The sequence below is a fragment of the Paenibacillus sp. J22P51 genome (assembly GCF_059692215.1).
Map to the genome: position 1 here is coordinate 65,838 of NZ_JCAUAZ010000021.1, position 20,275 is coordinate 86,112.

Here is a 20,275-nt window from a genome sequence, read left to right on the forward strand (position 1 = left end):
CAATCCATGTTTAACGACCGCGTTGAGATGTTGTTTTATTACCAACAGAAAAGTATAAGATTTCGATTAACGGAATCTTATACTTTTCTGTGTGGTCACAAATATAGCATACCTTAGTTTGTTCTTTCTGCTCGAAAGAAAAACATAGGAGACAGTCTGTTCACCGTCAATGAACAGACAGCCTCCATAGGTATGCTAGCAATTTTTAAGAGATTTTACCTTGCAACAACTCTAGCAGTCGGTTGAGATCGTCTTTTGAGTAATAGAGCAGCTCGATCTTCCCTTTATCCTGCTGACTTTTAATTTTCACCGAAGTCCGATAAATATCTCGCAATTGCTCTTCTGCTTGATTAATATACGGATCTCTATTCTTCTCTTTTTGCTTTGCCTTTTCTTTCTCAGGGCTAGGCGGTTCTTCTAGCATTTTAATCGCTTCTTCAAGCTCTCTAACACTCCATTGTTTAGAGATCGTTGATTCCGCTAATTCTTTTTTAATTTTATCGTCCTTCACGCCAACAATGGCTCTTGCATGACCCATAGATAATGTTCCACGTGAAACATATTGTTTAATGGCTTCCGGAAGAGAAAGCAATCTTAGGAAGTTGGCGATGTGCGATCTACTTTTACCAACTTTCGCTGAAAGCTCTTCTTGCGTCAATGAGAACTGATCAATAATGCCTTGATAAGCAAAAGCGATCTCTAGCGCATTGAGGTCCTCACGTTGGACGTTCTCAATCAGAGCAATTTCCATTACTTGCTGATCAGATAGCACTCTCTCAACAGCTGGAATGGTTGGCGTCCCTGCCACTTGCGAAGCACGGAATCTACGTTCACCCGCAATGATCTCATAGCCCTTAAGAACCTTACGAACAATGATTGGCTGAATAACGCCATGTTCTTTAATTGATTCCGAAAGTTCCTTTATGCTATCTTCATTGAAATGCTTCCTTGGTTGATACGGGTTGGCTCTTAACTGAGCCAGTGGAATCTGAATGACTTTATCGCTCTCATCAATATGCAAGGACGTAATTAGTGCATCTAATCCTTTGCCTAAACCTTTAGAGAGGCCTTTGGTCATACTGAGATCACTTCCTTAGCAAGTTCTAAATACACTTCAGCGCCCTTTGATCTAGGATCATACGTAATAATGGATTGACCATGGCTCGGCGCTTCGCTTAAACGTACATTACGAGGAATGATCGTTTGATAAACCTTCGTTTGGAAGTACTTTTTAACTTCTTCAATGACCTGAATGCCTAGATTCGTCCTTGCATCAAACATCGTCAATAATACGCCTTCAATTTGAAGTCCTGTATTTAAGTGCTTCTGCACCAATCGCACCGTATTCAGAAGTTGGCTTAAACCTTCTAATGCGTAATATTCACATTGGATGGGGATGATTACGGAATCAGCAGCAGTTAAGGAGTTAATCGTTAAAAGGCCAAGGGATGGAGGACAATCTATCAAAATATAATCATATAAGTGTTTGACAAGTTGAAGTGACTTCTTCAATCGAACTTCTCTTGAAATGGTTGGAACCAATTCAATCTCTGCTCCAGCCAGTTGGATCGTTGCAGGAACGATTTTAAGATTTGGAACATTCGTTTCGACCGTTGCATCCTTCGGATGGACATCATTAATCAAAACATCATAGATGCAATTTGTTACATCAGCCTTATTCACGCCAATACCACTTGTTGTGTTCCCTTGTGGGTCAATATCGACCAGAAGAACGCGTTTACCAAGCGAAGCTAATGAAGCGCCTAGATTCACAGAAGTCGTCGTCTTCCCGACGCCACCCTTCTGATTCGTTATTGCTATAATTTTAGACAAAACCATTTCACCTCTATCGCTTATGTTCCATAATGCTATTTAACAAGCAGTAGTACTATCTTACCATATCTATCAACCAGTTACCTTATGAATATTTGATAGATTCGTGCCATTAGATGCAAAAAAAACGGCTTGCGCCGTTTTAGGTAGCAGGAATGCCTAAATTATCGCTTAGGAATCTTAATTATAATTTCATAATGATCATCATGATCTTGTTCAGAGGTATTGATATGTAATCCCGAACTCGAAACCATTTCTACCGATTGTCGAATTGTATTCAGAGCAAGCCTAACATCCTTTGAAAAAGATACGCGGCGAGACTTCTTAATCTTTGCAGCTTCCTTTAGGAAGCTGATTTTAATCTCCGTTTGTTTTACGTTTAGTTCTTTTGTAATAATTTCTTCAAGTAATTTAACTTGCTGCTCTTCTTGATCTAAGGCTAGTAGAGCACGTGCGTGACGCTCCGTGATCTTACGTTCCATCAACGCCATTTTTACAGGCTCGCTCAATTGAAGAAGACGAATCTTATTCGCGATCGTAGATTGACTCTTGCCAAGTCGCTGCGCCAGGCTCTCCTGCGTAAGATCATGCATCTCAATCAACTGATAATAGGCTGCAGCCTCTTCGATCGCAGTAAGTCCTTCGCGTTGTAGATTTTCAATAAGCGCAATGGATGCCGCTTGTGAGTCATTAAAATCGCGAACAATGGCTGGTATTGTATCCATACCTAGCTTTTTAACAGCACGCAAACGTCGTTCGCCGGCAATCAATTCAAATGTATTATTTTTGACTCGAACAACGATGGGCTGAATAATACCATGTGTACGAATGGTTTGGCATAGTTCATCAATTCGATCATCATCGAAAAGCGTTCTTGGCTGATAGGGACTTGGAATAATACTATTTACGGGTATGTTTTTGACCTCATCCGTCGTTGAACGATCTGCAAGGCCAAATAGCTTCGATATTTGTTCTTTCATAGGAAAACTTACCACCAACTCTTCCCGTAGTTTAAGCGATCAGTACAGTCATAGATAAAGGACCTATCCGTCCTATACAAGGTGAAAAGATCTATTCGCCATTCCGAGACGATGTCATTCATGCTGTATGATTCTAGTAAATTTAATCTATTAATTGCGAATATCCAACTACAACATCACAAATAAAATCTAAGGCGAAGCCAGTAATAGACGGGCTTTCACCTTATATAGTAATTCTCCATCGAAGGCAATAATCCTTCTATTCTATGGGCTAGAAGATAAATGTTTCACGTGAAACATTTGCCTTATTTGTAAAGTGGCTCTTTTAAAGGTATGCCTGCTTTACGAGGATACTTAGCTGGCGTCGACGCTGTCTTTCGAATTTCCACAAAGTGTCTCACAGATTCTTCAATAGGCAGAATCATCCGAATGACGTTCGTGACCTTCCCTCGCAATTCTACTAAACTAAATGAAGATTCTTTTATCTCCTCATCCACTTCTGAACCCTTCATCGCTATGAAGGTTCCACCGCTTTTCGCAAAAGGAAGACAGAACTCATTCAGGACCTGCAGCTTCGCAACAGCTCTTGCCGTAACGAGATCAAAGTGATCACGATAGCGAGGTAAGCGAGCGACATCCTCTGCCCTACCATGCACACAGTCCATATCCGAGAGACCGAGTTGCGAGACGATTTCTTTTAAAAATAGAATGCGTTTATTCAACGAGTCTACGATCGTAACTTGGAGATGAGGGAAAGCAATCTTTAACGGTATGCTTGGAAAGCCAGCACCTGAGCCAATATCAGCAAGGGACTTAACCTTCTCCATATCAAAATTAAAAGCCACAGAGAGAGAATCATAGAAATGCTTAAGATAAACTTGATCTCTCTCCGTGATTCCCGTTAGATTCATTTTCTCATTCCACTCTACGAGTGTCTTGTAATACTGCTCGAACTGATCCAACTGTTGTGTAGAAAGAGTAATATTCTCTTTTCCTAATAACTCCATAAATTGTTGCTGTATAGCATCCATATCTTAACCTCTTGCCGCTATGACTCTATTGTAATGTTCCAAATAAACGAGCAAAATAGAAATATCTGAAGGTGTAACCCCGCTAATCCGTGATGCTTGACCAATAGAGATAGGACGAATTTTAGCGAGTTTTTGTTTCGCTTCCGTTGCGATACCATGAATCTCACTGTATTCAATATCATCCGGAATCTTTTTCTTCTCCATTTTGCGCAAACGATCAACCTGATTACTTTGCTTTTCAATATAGCCAGCGTACTTCACTTGAATACCGACCTGTTCTTTCATATCTTCATCTAAATCCAAAGGAGACATCGTCATTTGTTCAATATGTTTATACTCTATCTCAGGACGACGCAGCAAGGAAATCGCTGGCACAGAATTCGTCAGCTGCACGCTTTCCAAGCTTTGTAGTAATTCCTGAACATGAGGCTCAGGTCTAACCTTCACTTCTGATAAGCGTTCAATTTCTTGCTCAACTAGTGCTTTTTTGTTCAAAAACTTCGCATAACGCTCATCAGAAATCAATCCAATTTCGTGGCCAATAGGCGTCAAACGTAGATCTGCATTGTCATGCCGCAGCAACAAGCGATATTCCGCACGTGAAGTAAGCAAGCGATACGGCTCACTTGTCCCTTTTGTCACGAGATCATCAATTAGAACTCCGATATAGCCTTCCGAGCGATCCAATACAACGGCTTCCTTCTCCTGCACTTTACGAGCTGCATTAATTCCCGCCATAACACCCTGACCAGCAGCTTCTTCATAACCCGAAGTACCGTTAATTTGCCCAGCGGTAAAAAGACCGCTAACCAACTTCGTCTCCAAAGATGGTTTCAACTGTGTTGGCACGACCGCATCATACTCAATGGCATAACCCGTACGCATCATTTCTACTTTCTCTAGACCAGGGATAGAACGCAGAATCCCCAATTGAACATCTTCCGGCATACTCGTGGATAGACCTTGTACATAATACTCTGAAGTACTGTGACCTTCTGGCTCTAAGAAAATTTGATGCTTCGGCTTATCGCTGAAACGAACAATTTTATCTTCAATAGAAGGACAGTATCTAGGACCGGTCCCTTCAATCGCACCAGAGAACATCGGAGCACGGTGTAAATTATCATTAATAATCTGATGTGTCTCCGCAGACGTATACGTTAACCAACACGGAAGCTGCTCATTATGATTCGAACCTGTTTTCGTTTCAAAAGAGAAAAACTTCGGTTGCTCATCGCCTGGCTGAATTTCTGTTTTGCTAAAATCGATCGTGTCCTTATGAACACGCGGCGGCGTTCCTGTTTTGAAACGAACAAGATCGAAGCCCAGCTTACGCAAGGACTCTGATAATTTAACAGATGGCTGCTGATTATTAGGTCCGCTCTCGTACATCAGTTCGCCCATAATCACTTTCCCACGTAAATACGTACCCGTCGTTAAAACGACAGATTTCGCATAATATTCAGCGCCTGTTTTAGTAATAAGACCTTTACAAACGCCATTTTCAACGATCAGCTCTTCAGCCATCCCTTGACGAAGTGTCAAGTTAGGAGTAGCTTCGATTGTTTCTTTCATTTTGTGCTGATACGAAAATTTATCCGCTTGCGCGCGCAGTGCGTGAACAGCTGGACCCTTGCCTGTATTCAACATACGAAGTTGAATATAGGTTTTATCAATATTGCGACCCATTTCACCGCCGAGTGCGTCGATCTCACGAACAACATGTCCTTTGGCCGGACCACCGATAGATGGGTTGCAAGGCATGAAAGCAACCATGTCTAAATTGATCGTTAATAGCAACGTGTTGCAGCCCATGCGTGCTGAAGCTAATGCGGCTTCACAACCCGCGTGACCGGCACCGATAACAATAACGTCATAATCTCCTGCGTGATATCCCATAGAAACGTCCCTCCCTCTTTTATGAAAACGCAAATGCTGTCGATTTTCATTTTCCTAAGCAGAATTGTGTAAAAATTTGATCGATTAAGGACTCTCCTACGGAATCGCCGATAATCTCCCCCAACTGCTCCCAAGCAGCTCGGATATCAATTTGAATCATATCGATCGGTACATATTGCTCATTCGCATCCAACGCATCCTGTAAGGAACGCTTTGCTTGCTTCAGCAACGAAATATGACGAACATTACTCACATACGTTAGATCACTTGATTCGAGCTTACCTTCAAAGAAAATCGCAGCAATCGCTTTTTCCAAATCCTCAATACCTTTATTCTCAATCAGAGATAACTCCACAATACGCTCTTGCGGGAAATAACTGAGTACTTGTTCCACGTCTAGCTTACGATCCAAGTCAATTTTATTCAGAATGACTATCGTTTGCTTGTCGGCCAACTGCTTCATTAGCGCGATCTCATCGAATTGAAGCTCATCATTACTATTCAACACAAGTAAAATGAGATCCGCTTCAGCTAACGCCGTCTTCGAGCGTTCCACACCAATTTGTTCGACAATATCTGAGGTTTCACGTATACCCGCTGTATCCAACAGCTTCAATGGAATACCACCAATATTAACGAATTCTTCAATGACATCCCGCGTCGTCCCTGGAATATCAGTAACAATAGCCCTATTCTCTTGCGCTAATTCATTTAATAACGAAGACTTCCCAACATTAGGTTTGCCGACAATCGCCGTCTCAATGCCTTCACGCAAAATCTTACCTTGTTCTGCGGTCACCAATAAACGATCAATCTCAAACATGACCGTATCGCACTTCGTCTTGATGAAAGCATTCGTCATTTCTTCGACATCGTGCTCAGGATAATCGATGTTAACCTCTACATGAGCCATTAACTCCACGAGAACATAACGCAAATGCTTGATCTGCTTCGATAAATTCCCTTCCACTTGCTTTAATGCGACCTTGAAAGCTCGATCCGATTTAGCTCGAATCAAGTCAATGACCGCTTCTGCTTGTGTTAAGTCAATACGACCATTCAAGAAAGCACGCTTCGTGAATTCACCAGGTTCAGCCAATCGAACTCCTTGCATAAGCAGCAAATCAAGCACTTTCTTAACGGAGACAATCCCGCCGTGACAGCTAATTTCGACAACATCCTCCATGGTGAAAGAACGCGGAGCTTTCATTAACGTAACTAGAACCTCCTCTACCTTTTCGGCAGAAGCAGGTTCTATAATGAATCCATAATGTACCGTATGCGTGTCAGCAACAGATAATTTCGTTTTTGAGCGGAATATACGTTCAACGTATGTGACAGATTCCTCGCCGCTCACACGAATAACCGCTATCCCACCCTCACCAAGCGGCGTAGAAATAGCAGCAATCGTATCATTTAACATAGTGTTTGCACCTCGAATTTACCTCATCTTAAAGAAAAAGCAATGACATATGAACCAAGTCATTGCAATCTGTGTTATTTAACAGCGATGACAACCCGACGATTCGGTTCTTCGCCTTTACTGTACGTTTTGATAACAGGATGACCTTGTAATTCAGCATGGATAATTTTGCGTTCTTGCGAATTCATCGGCTCCAAAATCACTTCTTTTTTAGACTTAATAACGCGATTAGCCAGTCTTAACGCCAGCTCTTCCAACGTTTTCTTCCGACGATCACGGAAATTCTCCGCATCTAAGATGATACGGAAATGAGAATTCGCATACCGATTTCCAACAATATTAACTAGATACTGAAGTGCATCGAGCGTTTGTCCCCTTTTACCAATCAAAATACCTAATTCTGAACCACTCATATTTAAGACATAGCCTTCACGATCTTTATGTGTATCTATGGTGATGGAAATTTGCATCGCTTCGAACATATCTTGTAAGAAAGCTATAGCTTCCTCAAGTGGATCAGGTATCAATTCAAGCTCAACCTTCGCAACTCTGGATCCAATAAACCCGAACAACCCTCGTGAGGGCTGTTCCAAAATATGAATATGTACACGATCCTCCGAAACTTGCCATTGATCTAGACCAGATTTAACTGCTAGTTCAATTGTCTTTCCAGTCACCACGATTTTCTTCATTTAGACAGGCCACCCTTATTATTTTGAGATCCAGGCTTTTTTTGTGAACCAGGAGCACCATAGATGAAATAAGACTGAACGATTGTGAAAATGTTACCGTAAATCCAGTACAGCGGAAGTGCCGATGCAAAATTCATGGACATGACGAAAATCATAACCGGGAAAATATACATTAAGCTTTTCATTTGTTGATTCATTTGGGAAGACATAAACATTTGTTGAACAAACGTAGTAGCCGCGGCAATCAAAGGCAGTATATACAGGTGATCCGGCTTACCAAGATTCAACCATAGGAATGTGTGTTCATGAATTTCTTGATTTCGCATAATCGCTTGATACAAGGCGATAAGAATCGGCATTTGAACGATGATAGGGAAACAGCCAGCTAGCGGATTAACACCATTTTGCTGAAACAATTTCATCGTTTCTTCTTGTTGCTTTTTCGCATCATCTTTATATTTCTCTTTAAGCTTCTTCATTTCAGGCTGCAGATCCTGCATCCGTTTGGAGCTTTTGTATTGCTTAAGCGTAAGCGGCAAAATAATCAATCGAATAATAATCGTTACGACCAAGATGGACAATCCATATTGACCCCATAAATGATCAGCGAACCAGTCAAGCGTTTGCGAAAGCGGGTACGTAAAGTACTTAGTGAAAAAATTAGCCGTGTTCGGGTCGATTGGCGCTGATGCTGCACCTGAGGGGCTACATCCGGACAAAAGTAAAATCACCGAAGACAGTGCTACTAGCATATAAATTCGACGAGTCAAAATGAGATCCTCCTAAATGTCTTTTCCAAGATAAACTATAACACAACTTCAGCCCGCAAGGAAATATTGCGTTACTTTTTTATGGCGTCATTTTTTTTATATAAAGAAGCTTTACGAATGACATGCCAGATACTTTTTTCCATGTCCGCATAAGCCATATCAACAACAGGTTTTCTAGCTAGCAGAATGTAATCATATTGAGGTGTCATATTTTCCTTTTTCAGACGAATTATTTCTTTCATCATTCGTCTCAAACGATTACGTACAACCGCATTTCCAATCTTCTTAGAAACCGAAACCCCGAAACGAAACGCCTCTGCTTTCGGCTGCGGCAAATAATAAAGAACGAATTGCTGATTGGCCATAGATTTCCCATAGCGATACACCTTACTAAAGTCTTCTCTTTTTGCTAACCGATATTGTTTCTCCACAGCCGTGTACACTCCAGACAGATCACATTCATTAATTGAACAAATACCGCATATCTAATCTAGTTTTAACAAAACCAGTTCAATGTAAACCGTACAGCAAAATGCAAAAAAAAAAGCCCCTTTCGGAGCCTTTTCTTACGCGCTTAGAACTTTTCTTCCTTTAAGACGACGAGCTTGTAGAACTTTACGACCGTTCTTCGTGCTCATTCTTTTACGGAAACCATGGTTCTTCTTACGCTTTCTCGTATTCGGGTTAAATGTTGGACCCATCTATAGCACCTCCCTACCTGGCTGAGGATATCCATCCTACAAAATTTCTACTACTCATTAAATCATTTTCACAGAAGAAAGTCAACCTACCCAAGTGTGCAGTATTTGGGAGTGAGGTTGGAATGATATTGTCCGTATATCCTGTCAAAAGAATAAGCTGTGTATAAAGTTTTGACGAGAAAGAACAAACTTTGTCGAAAATCAACAGAATATCAACAATATCTTGTGTTGTGAACAATTTCTACCCACAAGTTGTTGTTATTGTGGATAATCCGAAACAATCCGTTGATTAACAAGGTATCTTTTGTTAAGATAGTAATGTTTCTGCTGTGGATATACGCCACTAAACCTCCAAGTTATCAACATCCTGTGGATAACAATGTGCACAAACTACCCTCTACAAGAATAAGTCATTTCTGCGGTTCCTTAATAGTGTGGATAAAACCGACAAAAGTCATCCTTTTTTGACCCCACCAGACATAAGATTCTTTTAGAAGATATTTGGGCACGCTATATGCTAACTACCTATTCTTTTGAGCTTCCAACGTGAGTTTTCTCATTATCACGTTTTTCCATACATCATATACAACGTTTTCCTGGCCTATGCCACATGTTTGATTCAAAAGGAGTGAAGTACTGTGGAAGGCCATTCTACGGACCTTTGGCAACAAATTTTAACGATTATTCAAACGAAGCTCAGTAAGCCGAGCTTTGACACTTGGCTCAAATCAACCAAGGCGACTGTTTTCAACGATTCAACCGTCATCATTTGCGCACCTAATAATTTTGCGCAAGAGTGGTTAGAAAGCAGATACACGAAGTTGATCGAAACTACGATCTACGATTTTACCGGCAAGCAAGTATCCGTTAAGTTCGTCATCGAAACCGAAGAGCAGAAGTCACAATCGACGACAGCTATTCAACCTATTGTCATTCCCCCTAAAGGCCCGGCAATTGTTGCGGGTGAAGAAAACTTTACAAGTATGATGAACGCAAGGTACACCTTCGATACCTTCGTTATCGGTTCAGGCAACCGGTTTGCTCACGCAGCTTCCCTTGCAGTAGCTGAAGCACCGGCAAAAGCATATAATCCCCTCTTTTTATATGGGGGTGTTGGACTAGGTAAAACTCATCTCATGCATGCGATCGGACACTATGTACTCGAACATAACCCAGGTTCTCGGGTTCTATATATATCCTCCGAAAAGTTTACCAATGAATTCATCAATGCAGTCCGTGATAACCGCGGGGAAGGCTTTCGAAATAAATATCGTACGATTGATGTGCTGCTCATCGATGATATTCAGTTCCTTGCAGGTAAAGAAGGAACCCAGGAAGAGTTTTTCCATACCTTCAACGCGCTTCATGAAGAAGGCAAGCAAATTATTATCTCAAGTGACCGCCCGCCTAAAGAAATTCCAACCTTGGAGGATCGGTTGCGCTCACGTTTCGAGTGGGGCCTTATCACGGACATTCAGCCCCCTGACCTAGAAACGCGTATCGCTATTCTGCGCAAAAAGGCCAAAGCTGAAAATCTCGAGATCCCCAATGAAGCCATGATCTATATCGCAAACCAAATTGACACAAACATTCGTGAGCTGGAAGGTGCGTTAATTCGGGTTGTTGCGTATTCATCCCTTATAAATCAGGATATTACCGTTCATCTGACAGCCGAAGCATTGAAAGATATCATCCCGTCCAACCGTCCAAGGGTCATTACAATACAGGATATTCAAGCGCGAGTTGGAGAATTCTATGGTTTAAAGCTGGAAGATTTCAAAGCGCGTAAACGCACAAAAGCCGTGGCTTTCCCTAGACAAGTAGCGATGTACTTAGCACGGGAGCTCACAGACTTCTCATTGCCGAAAATCGGAGATAATTTTGGGGGTCGCGATCATACAACGGTTATTCATGCGCATGAGAAAATCGTGCAGCAGCTAAAAGTCGATCAGGATTTATATAAGATTGTCCATAACCTTACAGAACGCATTAAAAACCCCTCTTAATAACATCACATTTTCATTCAGCCTATGCACAATCTATTCACATGTGGATAGGCTTGCTCTATCTCAGGTTCATCCACATATCCACATATCCAGAGCCCCTACTGCTATTACTAATAAAGAATGATATTATATAATGATTATGCTAACGCACCGTCAAAAAAGAACTGCAGGAGTGAAGTCATGAAATTAACTATCCTAAAAGACCATTTAATTGAATCCATTGGTCACGTTTCCAAAGCCATATCCTCTCGTACTACGATACCCATTCTTACAGGGATCAAAATAGATGCAACCTTAAGTGGTGTCACCTTAACAGCCAGTGATACCGACATTTCCATTCAAAGCTTTACGGCCAGTGAAAACAGCACAATTAAAATTATTGAACTTATCCAAGCTGGGAGTGTTGTACTTCCCGCTAAATTTTTCGTTGAAATCATTCGTAAGCTGCCTGCTCAACTGATCGAAATTGAAGTCAAAGCCAACTTCCAAACCATAATCCGTTCAGGATCTTCAGAAATTCAAATCATGGGCTTAGATCCAGACGAGTATCCACTGCTACCTGAAATCGAAGAAAGCAAAATGCTTCGCCTTCCAAGTGATTTGCTTAAAACAATGATTAAACAAACGTCATATGCGGTATCCACCAATGAATCAACACCCATTCTTACAGGTGTGCTTTGGAACATTACAGGAGATAAGTTAAAATTTATTGCTTGCGATCGTCATCGCCTGGCAAGTAGAGAAGTAACTGTTGATAATGAACTTGCGCAAAATCTGCCCAATATCGTTATTTCAGGACGGACCTTGAACGAGTTAAGCAAAATTTTGCCTGATCAAAACACCCTTATAGATATAGTTATTGCGGACAACCAGGTTTTATTCAAAATTCAATCGATTTTATTTTATTCGCGTATTTTGGATGGTACGTACCCTGATACATCTAAGCTAATTCCACAATCCTTTCAAACCGAAATGGTTGTTCCAACCAAAGAATTGGCGGAAGCGATCGACCGTGCCTACCTCCTCTCCAAAGAAGACAAAACGAATATTGTTAAAATGATGATGCTGGAAGACAAAACCATCGAAATCTCATCGAGCTCCTCTGAGCTAGGTAAAGTAACCGAGCAGATTGCTTTGCAGCATATTGTTGGTGATTTACTTAAGATTTCGTTTAACTCCAAATACATGTTGGATGCGCTGAAGGTACTCGATTCCGAGTTTATTCAAATTGGATTTACCGGGGCTATGCAGCCAATCATTATGAAACCGCAAGATTCCACGAGTATTTTACAGTTGATTTTGCCATATCGAACAACGAATTAAGGGAGCGCTCTCGCATGAAACAAATAGTTATCAACACTGCATATATAACACTTGGGCAGTTTCTGAAATTATCGGACTGTATATCCACAGGTGGACAAGCCAAATTTTTCGTTGTGGAAACCAAAATCGAAGTAAACGGGCAAGCTGAAAATCGCAGAGGTCGGAAACTTGTGCCGCAGGATGTAGTAAAGGTGGAGGGTTTTGGACAATTCGAGGTCATAAGCTCCTGATCGGATTACCCAGGAGGATGATCGGCCATGTTTCTGAATAAACTCGTACTCAGTCATTATAGAAATTACGATCAGATTGAATTAACAACATCGAATAACGTCAATATTTTCGTCGGACCCAACGCACAGGGGAAAACCAATTTACTTGAATCCATCTATGTAATGGCTATGACCAAGTCACATCGCACACACCAAGATAAAGAATTAATCGGCTGGAATGGTGAACAAACCCTGCTGCATGCAGAGATTCAGAAGATGTACGGGAACTGCAAGCTGGATCTCTCCATCTCAACCAAGGGGAAAAAAGCGAAGATTAACGGACTTGAGCAAAAAAAGCTCAGTAATTTTATTGGTGCACTTAATGTTGTGATGTTTGCGCCTGAAGATTTAGAGATCGTCAAAGGAACACCAGGGATTAGGCGACGTTTTCTAGATATGGAAATAGGCCAAGTACAGCCATCCTATATTCATGACTTATCTCAGTATCAAAAAATTTTGGTGCAGCGAAACAATTATTTAAAGCAAAATTACCCTGGAAAAAGCACTCCTGACGCGATGCTGGACATCTGGAATGAACAATTAGCACAGTATGGTGTTAAAATTATGAAAAAGCGTCAAAACTTTATAAAGAAGCTTCAGAAATGGGCGGAGAACATCCACAGAGGGATAACGAACGATAGTGAAGCGTTGGTTATTCGCTACTCCCCTTCTTTTGACATGGAGCCATTTGAAGATGAATCTGTTTTATTAAACCAATTTATGATAAAGTTATCTTTGGTGAAAGATCAAGAATTCCGAAGAGGCGTAACTTTGGTGGGACCTCATCGTGACGATCTTCTCTTTTACATTAATGACAAAGAAGTCCAAACGTACGGCTCCCAAGGTCAGCAGCGCACAACCGCGTTATCACTCAAGCTTGCAGAGATTGAACTCATTCATGAGGAAGTGGGCGAATATCCCCTGCTATTGCTAGATGATGTCCTATCGGAGTTGGATGAATATAGACAGACACAGTTAATTCGCACGTTTCAGCAGAAAGTCCAAACATTTATTACGACAACAGGTCTAGAGAGTGTTCATTTGGACCAACTGGATCATGCTTCCGTGTTTCATGTTTTGAAAGGAAATGTAAGCGGCAGGAGCTGAGGAGCATGTTTATTCATTTGGGTGGAGAGAAAATTATTCGAGCCTCCGAGTTAATTGCTATATTTGATATCTCGATTGAGAAGTCATCCAAAATATCAAAGCAGTTCATTCAACAAGCATTAAAGGATAAAAGAACCGAGCAAATTGGTGAAGAAGATTGCAAGTCACTCGTAGTGACCAAAAACAAAGTGTATTATTCCCCTATTTCCTCAACAACGCTCAAAAAAAGAGCTAATCAGTTATTGACGAATTAACTTCTTTTAATATAAAAAAGCAGGTGAAGAGTAGCATGTCTGTGAATCAAAATGCGTACGATGACAGTCAGATTCAGGTTTTGGAAGGTTTAGAAGCCGTTCGCAAAAGACCGGGTATGTATATTGGTTCTACTAGTGCCCGAGGACTGCACCATCTCGTTTGGGAAGTTGTAGATAATAGTATCGATGAGGCTTTGGCCGGATTTTGTACAAAAATTGATGTTATTGTCCATAAAAATAATAGTGTTACTGTTATTGATAATGGACGCGGAATTCCAGTTGGGGAAAATGCCAAGCTGAAAAGACCAACACTTGAAGTTGTACTTACCGTGCTCCACGCAGGTGGTAAATTCGGTGGTGAGGATTCCGGTTACAAAGTTTCCGGTGGTCTGCATGGTGTAGGTATTTCCGTTGTTAATGCGCTGTCTGAGCACTTAACTGTGCAAGTAAAAAATAAAGGCCAAATTCATCAACAAGAATACCGCCGCGGAACGCCGCAATATGATGTGAAAGTCGTAGGTGAAACCGAAGAAACGGGCACCACGGTTACGTTCCAGCCAGATCCGGAGATTTTCAAAGAAACAACAGAATATGATTTCGATACGCTGCAATCCAGAATTCGAGAGCTTGCTTTCTTGAATAAAGGCATCGAAATTAACTTGATTGATGAGCGTACTGATACGGTAGCAACACATATGTACGAGGGCGGTATTGTGTCCTTTGTGCAGCATTTGAATCGCAACCGTGAAGTCGTCAATGAAGCCCCGATCTATGTAGAAGGTGCTAAAGATAACATTTCGATTGAGATTGCTCTCCAGTATAACGACAGCTATACCGAGAACATTTACTCTTTTGCCAATAATATCAATACGCATGAGGGCGGAACGCATGAATCAGGCTTCAAAAGCGCACTGACGCGGATTCTGAATGACTATGCTCGTAAAAATAATTCCATCAAAGAAAGCGATTCGAATCTTTCTGGGGATGATGTGCGTGAGGGTCTTGCTGCGATTATTTCCGTGAAAATACCAGAGCCTCAGTTCGAGGGCCAAACCAAAACGAAGCTAGGAAACAGTGAAGTTCGTGGTATTGTGGAATCCCTTTTCGCAGAAAAATTGCAAGAATTCCTTGAAGAAAATCCAGCTGTAGCACGGAAAATCCTTGAAAAAGGTATTCAGGCTGCTAGGGCAAGAGAAGCTGCGCGTAAAGCCAGAGAGTTGACTCGTCGCAAAAGCGCACTAGAAGTCAGTGCCCTGCCTGGTAAACTAGCAGACTGCTCTTCCAAAGACGCTTCTATCAGTGAGATTTACATTGTAGAAGGTGACTCCGCAGGTGGTTCAGCGAAGCAAGGACGTGATCGTCACTTCCAAGCGATTCTGCCTCTGCGCGGTAAAATTTTGAATGTAGAAAAAGCACGCTTGGATCGTATTTTATCCAACACCGAGATTCGTGCCATGATTACAGCCTTCGGCACAGGAATCAGCGATGATTTCGATATCGCTAAAGCCCGTTACCACAAGATCATTATCATGACAGATGCCGATGTGGATGGTGCGCATATTCGTACCTTGCTGCTTACCTTCTTATACCGCTACATGAAAAAACTAATTGAGACTGGCTATGTGTATATTGCACAACCACCACTCTTTAAGCTTGAGCGTAATAAAACAATTCGATATGCGTATAACGAAAAGCAACGTGAAGTCATTATGCAAGAGTTCGGTGAAGGCGTGAAAGTCAATGTCCAACGTTATAAAGGACTTGGCGAGATGAATCCGGGCCAGCTATGGGAAACAACCATGGATCCGGAAAGCCGTACACTCCTGCAAGTGACGATCGAAGATGCTATAGAAGCGGACACACTCTTTGATTCATTGATGGGCGATAATGTAGAGCCTAGACGTGATTTCATCGAGGAACATGCAAAATACGTGAAAAATTTAGATATCTAACGTCGTCAGAGACGTTGCAAACGATGTAAGCTTTCAGGAGGAACATTCATGAGCGAAGAATTACATTCGCAAGTCAAAGAAATTGACATTTCGACCGAAATGCGTACATCCTTCTTAGACTATGCGATGAGTATCATTGTCAGTCGCGCACTGCCAGATGTTAGAGACGGTCTGAAGCCGGTTCATCGTCGTATCTTGTTTGCGATGTCTGAACTAGGCATGTCTCCAGATAAGCCACATAAGAAATCAGCGAGAATCGTTGGTGAAGTAATCGGTAAGTATCATCCACATGGTGACACCGCCGTTTACGAAACTATGGTTCGGATGGCACAAGATTTCTCCCTGCGTTATATGCTTGTTGATGGACATGGGAACTTCGGATCGATCGACGGTGATATGGCAGCAGCTATGCGTTATACCGAAGCTCGTTTATCGAAGATTGCAATGGAGCTTCTTCGTGATATTAACAGAGAGACAATCGATTATAAACCAAACTACGATGGCGAAGAAAACGAGCCTGTCGTTCTCCCTTCTCGTTTCCCGAACTTACTCGTTAACGGAAGCTCAGGGATCGCCGTAGGTATGGCAACGAATATCCCCCCACATAACCTAAGAGAGGTTATTGAGGGTATTCAGATGATGATCGAGAATCCAGATGTCACGCCAATGGAATTAATGCAAGCGATTAAAGGGCCTGATTTCCCTACGGCCGGATTCATACTTGGACGCGAAGGCATCAGACAAGCCTACACCACAGGTAGAGGCTCCGTTACGATGAGAGCTAGAACGGTCATTGAAGAGAATAATAATAAGGCTAGAATCATTGTGAATGAACTGCCTTATCAAGTGAATAAAGCAAGATTAGTAGAGAAAATTGCTGAGCTTGTGCGTGAGAAGAAGATTGATGGAATCACTGATCTTCGAGATGAGTCTGACCGTAACGGGATGCGAGTTGTGATCGAGCTGCGACGAGACGTGAACCCTAACGTTGTTCTGAACAACTTGTTCAAACAGACAGCTATGCAATCAAATTTCGGTATTATTATGCTCGCTCTCGTCAACGGAGAACCAAAAGTTTTAAATCTTCGTGAGATGCTGCATTATTATCTTAAACATCAGCAAGAAGTCATTCGTCGTAGAACCGAATTTGATCTGCGCAAGGCGGAAGCAAGAGCGCACATTTTAGAGGGTTTGCGTATTGCACTTGATCATCTGGATCAAGTTATTGCTTTAATTCGTTCTTCTCGTACAACGGATGAGGCGAGAGAAGGACTCATGACGACATTTAGTCTGAGCCTGGATCAAGCACAAGCCATTCTCGATATGCGTTTACAGCGGTTGACTGGTTTGGAACGTGAGAAGATTGAGGCTGAATATGCAGAACTCATGAAGAGAATTGCTGAGCTTAAAGCGATTCTTGCCGATGAGCAGCTGATTCTAGCGATCATTAGTGAAGAACTAAATGAAATTAAAGAAAAGTTCGGTGATGACCGACGTTCTGAAATTACAGTTGGTGAAGAAAGTATTGAAGATGAAGACCTTATCCCACGTGAAGATGTCGTCATTACGATTACACATACAGGCTACATTAAGCGTCTACCGGTTACGACTTATCGGAACCAGAAGCGTGGAGGACGCGGTGTTGTCGGTATGGATACAAAAGATAACGACTTCGTAGAACACTTATTCGTAACGAATACACATCATTATCTGATGTTCTTTACGAATAAAGGTAAAGTCTATCGTTTGAAAGCTTACGAGATTCCAGATTTGAGCCGTACAGCTCGTGGAACGCCAATTATTAATCTGATTCAAATCGAACAAGGAGAAACCGTTAATGCGGTAATTCCGGTCGAAAGCTTTGAAACAGAGCAGTATCTCTTCTTTGCAACGAAGCAAGGGGTTGTAAAGAAAACGCCGATTGATGATTATTCAAACATTCGCAAGGGTGGGTTAATCGCCATCAATTTACGAGAAGATGATGATCTTATCGGAGTTAAATTAACGGACGGTAACCAGGGTATTATTATGGGGACCAAGCTAGGAATGTCCATTCACTTCCCAGAGAGCGATGTACGTTCAATGGGTAGATCGGCTACGGGAGTTAAAGGTATACACTTGGATGATGAGGATGCTGTCATCGATATGGACGTTGTCCATGAAGATAATAGCGTACTGATCGTAACGTCGAAAGGCTTTGGTAAGCGGACGCCTGTTTCCGAGTATCGGATACAATCACGTGGTGGTAAAGGTATCAAAACTTTGAATGTCACGGAGAAAAATGGTCCGATTGTCGGTCTCAAAGTGGTGCAAGAGGACGAGGATCTGATGATCATTTCGGCATCGGGTACGGTTATACGTACAAGTATGGCCGGTATTTCAGTCATGGGACGTAATACGCAAGGTGTTCGTCTGATTAATATTCGTGAAGACGATGAAGTAGGAACATTGGCTCGCGTACAGAAGAGTGAAGAACAGAACGAGTCTGAGGAAGACGGCGACTGGGAAGAAACAACTGAAACGACAGAGTCAGAGGAATAAAATGTAGGGATGGGGGCTTACAAACCCATCCCTTTTACTTTACAATATGGAGTATACGAAATAGTAAGGTGAGTGAATGACCGTGCCGACAGTAGCCGTTTCGCAATTAAAATATGGTGAAAGATTAGGCGATATCGTAATAACCAAGATGGGCAATACGCTTTTTCACAAAGGAAAAGTCATTCAGGAGAGGGAACTTGAGATTCTGAAAGCATTCCTCATTCCTTCTGTTTATATTGAATCCAAGAGCAATGAAATAGAACAAGCCAGCGAAGAATCCAAAGTGAGAGAATCTGAGACAGTACATCCGTTTTATTTGGAATATCAGAAAATGGTGAAGCTGCTCAAAAGAGTCTTTCTTCTTGCTAATGGTGGTCAACAGCTTCCTATATTAGAAATTCGGACAGGCATAGAAGCGCTTATTCGTCATATTGATGCCTATATAGTGCTCACCTTCACTCCCAAAAATCGGCAAATTCATGAGTATATTTATCATAAAAGTATTTTAGTGAGTTTAACCTCCTATTCGCTAGCTAGGTGGGCAGGTCTTCCTCAGAAGGACTTAGTCCAAATAGCACTAGCAGGATTACTACATGATATTGGTACTAGTAAGGTAGATCGTGCACTGCTAGAGAAGAAGAATCCTTTAACAGCTGTAGAAATGGATGAAGTCAAGCAACATACACTGATTGGCTACCAAATTCTAAAGAATATATCTGGTATCAACGAAGGTGTGAAGCTAACTGCCCTTCAACATCACGAACGCGAAGACGGCTCAGGCTATCCATTAGGTGTAAAGTCAGATAAGATTCATATCTATGCGAAAATCGTAGCCATTGCCGATATTTATAATGCGATGACAAATGAACGATATTATAAAGCAGCACTTTCGCCTTATGTTGTATTAGAGCAATTACTGAACGAATCCTTCGGAAAAGTAGATCCTACACTTGTCCAAGTCTTTATGAATAAATCTACGCAAATCAGTAACGGAACGCTTGTGAAGCTAAGTGACAACCGTGTGGGTGAGATCGTGTTCTCCGATCGCTCATATCCTACAAGACCGTGGGTTAATGTAAATGGTACAATCGTTAACTTAACCGTCGAAAGAAATCTATTCATTCAAGATGTGATTGGCCATATTTAAAACGATATCGTCAACCCTTTCTCGCTAAGAGAGAGGGTTTTTTATTCAAAATCTAATTTCAAATGAATAAGCAAATAAAGCTTGCAATCCTTTGGGGGATTTGTTATATTACTCCTTGTCGCTTCGGCGGTCGAACAAGAGAACGAAAGAAATTGAAAAAAGTTCTTGCAATGAAGTAGGCCGTTGTGGTATATTAATCAAGTCGCCTTTGAGGGGCGAAGGATTAAAAAGGAAATAATTGATCTTTGAAAACTGAACAACGAGTGAGTAAGCACGAACGAGAAATCGTTCAAAAAAGAGATTGCAAAATCTCGCTAGCAACGCAAATGAGCAATTAAGCTTTCAGA

The 20,275-nt window shown here is 41.6% G+C and carries 18 protein-coding genes; 8 read left to right on the forward strand and 10 right to left on the reverse strand.

The genetic code is table 11. The features are described 5' to 3' along the window. Positions 1-205: 205 nt before the first annotated feature. The 10 genes from AC58QC_RS27850 to rpmH form a co-directional block, all read right to left on the reverse strand. Positions 206-1,078, reverse strand: coding sequence for a ParB/RepB/Spo0J family partition protein (locus AC58QC_RS27850; RefSeq protein WP_497418293.1), 873 nt, complete (start codon positions 1,076-1,078; stop codon positions 206-208). Continuing rightward, on the reverse strand, positions 1,075-1,833 hold the full coding sequence (locus AC58QC_RS27855) for a ParA family protein (protein ID WP_056622827.1): 759 nt from the start codon (positions 1,831-1,833) through the stop codon (positions 1,075-1,077). The genes AC58QC_RS27850 and AC58QC_RS27855 overlap by 4 nt, the downstream gene beginning before the upstream one ends. 164 nt (positions 1,834-1,997) lie before the next feature. After that, entirely contained in the window at positions 1,998-2,813 is an 816-nt protein-coding gene (gene noc / locus AC58QC_RS27860; RefSeq protein WP_497418294.1) for a nucleoid occlusion protein, read from the reverse strand. A 305-nt stretch (positions 2,814-3,118) separates the two neighbouring features. Further along, positions 3,119-3,844 (reverse strand): 16S rRNA (guanine(527)-N(7))-methyltransferase RsmG, encoded by a 726-nt coding sequence (rsmG, locus tag AC58QC_RS27865; protein ID WP_497418295.1) that lies wholly within the window; start codon positions 3,842-3,844, stop codon positions 3,119-3,121. Positions 3,845-3,847: 3 nt separating this feature from the next. Next, positions 3,848-5,743: a tRNA uridine-5-carboxymethylaminomethyl(34) synthesis enzyme MnmG gene (gene mnmG, locus AC58QC_RS27870; RefSeq protein ID WP_497418296.1), complete on the reverse strand. Its 1,896-nt coding sequence runs from the start codon at positions 5,741-5,743 to the stop codon at positions 3,848-3,850. A 46-nt stretch (positions 5,744-5,789) separates the two neighbouring features. Continuing rightward, positions 5,790-7,166, reverse strand: coding sequence for a tRNA uridine-5-carboxymethylaminomethyl(34) synthesis GTPase MnmE (gene mnmE, locus AC58QC_RS27875; protein WP_497418297.1), 1,377 nt, complete (start codon positions 7,164-7,166; stop codon positions 5,790-5,792). Between the two features lie 74 nt (positions 7,167-7,240). Further along, on the reverse strand, positions 7,241-7,858 hold the full coding sequence (gene jag / locus AC58QC_RS27880) for an RNA-binding cell elongation regulator Jag/EloR (RefSeq protein ID WP_497349484.1): 618 nt from the start codon (positions 7,856-7,858) through the stop codon (positions 7,241-7,243). Further along, positions 7,855-8,628, reverse strand: a complete 774-nt coding sequence (yidC, locus tag AC58QC_RS27885; RefSeq protein WP_497364968.1) for a membrane protein insertase YidC — start codon at positions 8,626-8,628, stop codon at positions 7,855-7,857. Before yidC ends, jag begins: the two co-directional genes overlap by 4 nt. Before the next feature lie 71 nt (positions 8,629-8,699). Beyond that, positions 8,700-9,059: a ribonuclease P protein component gene (gene rnpA, locus AC58QC_RS27890; RefSeq protein WP_497418298.1), complete on the reverse strand. Its 360-nt coding sequence runs from the start codon at positions 9,057-9,059 to the stop codon at positions 8,700-8,702. Between the two features lie 135 nt (positions 9,060-9,194). Next, positions 9,195-9,329 carry a 50S ribosomal protein L34 gene (gene rpmH, locus AC58QC_RS27895; protein WP_028557239.1) on the reverse strand — a complete coding sequence of 45 codons (135 nt, stop codon included), beginning with the start codon at positions 9,327-9,329 and terminating at the stop codon, positions 9,195-9,197. Positions 9,330-9,967: 638 nt separating this feature from the next. On the opposite strand from rpmH, the gene dnaA reads away from it, so the two are divergent. From dnaA to AC58QC_RS27935, 8 genes are all read left to right on the forward strand, one after another. After that, positions 9,968-11,335, forward strand: a complete 1,368-nt coding sequence (dnaA, locus tag AC58QC_RS27900; RefSeq protein ID WP_497418299.1) for a chromosomal replication initiator protein DnaA — start codon at positions 9,968-9,970, stop codon at positions 11,333-11,335. 180 nt (positions 11,336-11,515) lie between these two features. Next, positions 11,516-12,658 carry a DNA polymerase III subunit beta gene (gene dnaN, locus AC58QC_RS27905; RefSeq protein WP_497418300.1) on the forward strand — a complete coding sequence of 381 codons (1,143 nt, stop codon included), beginning with the start codon at positions 11,516-11,518 and terminating at the stop codon, positions 12,656-12,658. A 14-nt stretch (positions 12,659-12,672) separates the two neighbouring features. Further along, positions 12,673-12,888, forward strand: a complete 216-nt coding sequence (yaaA, locus tag AC58QC_RS27910) for a S4 domain-containing protein YaaA (RefSeq protein ID WP_497418301.1) — start codon at positions 12,673-12,675, stop codon at positions 12,886-12,888. Positions 12,889-12,915: 27 nt separating this feature from the next. Next, complete coding sequence (gene recF / locus AC58QC_RS27915; protein WP_497418302.1) at positions 12,916-14,034, forward strand: DNA replication/repair protein RecF; 1,119 nt, start codon at positions 12,916-12,918, stop codon at positions 14,032-14,034. Positions 14,035-14,039: 5 nt separating this feature from the next. Continuing rightward, positions 14,040-14,288, forward strand: coding sequence for an extracellular matrix regulator RemB (gene remB / locus AC58QC_RS27920; RefSeq protein WP_497268719.1), 249 nt, complete (start codon positions 14,040-14,042; stop codon positions 14,286-14,288). Between the two features lie 35 nt (positions 14,289-14,323). Next, positions 14,324-16,240, forward strand: a complete 1,917-nt coding sequence (gene gyrB, locus AC58QC_RS27925) for a DNA topoisomerase (ATP-hydrolyzing) subunit B (protein WP_497418303.1) — start codon at positions 14,324-14,326, stop codon at positions 16,238-16,240. A 48-nt stretch (positions 16,241-16,288) separates the two neighbouring features. Then, positions 16,289-18,781 carry a DNA gyrase subunit A gene (gene gyrA, locus AC58QC_RS27930; RefSeq protein WP_497418304.1) on the forward strand — a complete coding sequence of 831 codons (2,493 nt, stop codon included), beginning with the start codon at positions 16,289-16,291 and terminating at the stop codon, positions 18,779-18,781. Positions 18,782-18,863: 82 nt separating this feature from the next. After that, complete coding sequence (locus AC58QC_RS27935) at positions 18,864-19,928, forward strand: HD-GYP domain-containing protein (RefSeq protein WP_497418305.1); 1,065 nt, start codon at positions 18,864-18,866, stop codon at positions 19,926-19,928. Positions 19,929-20,275: the final 347 nt, after the last annotated feature.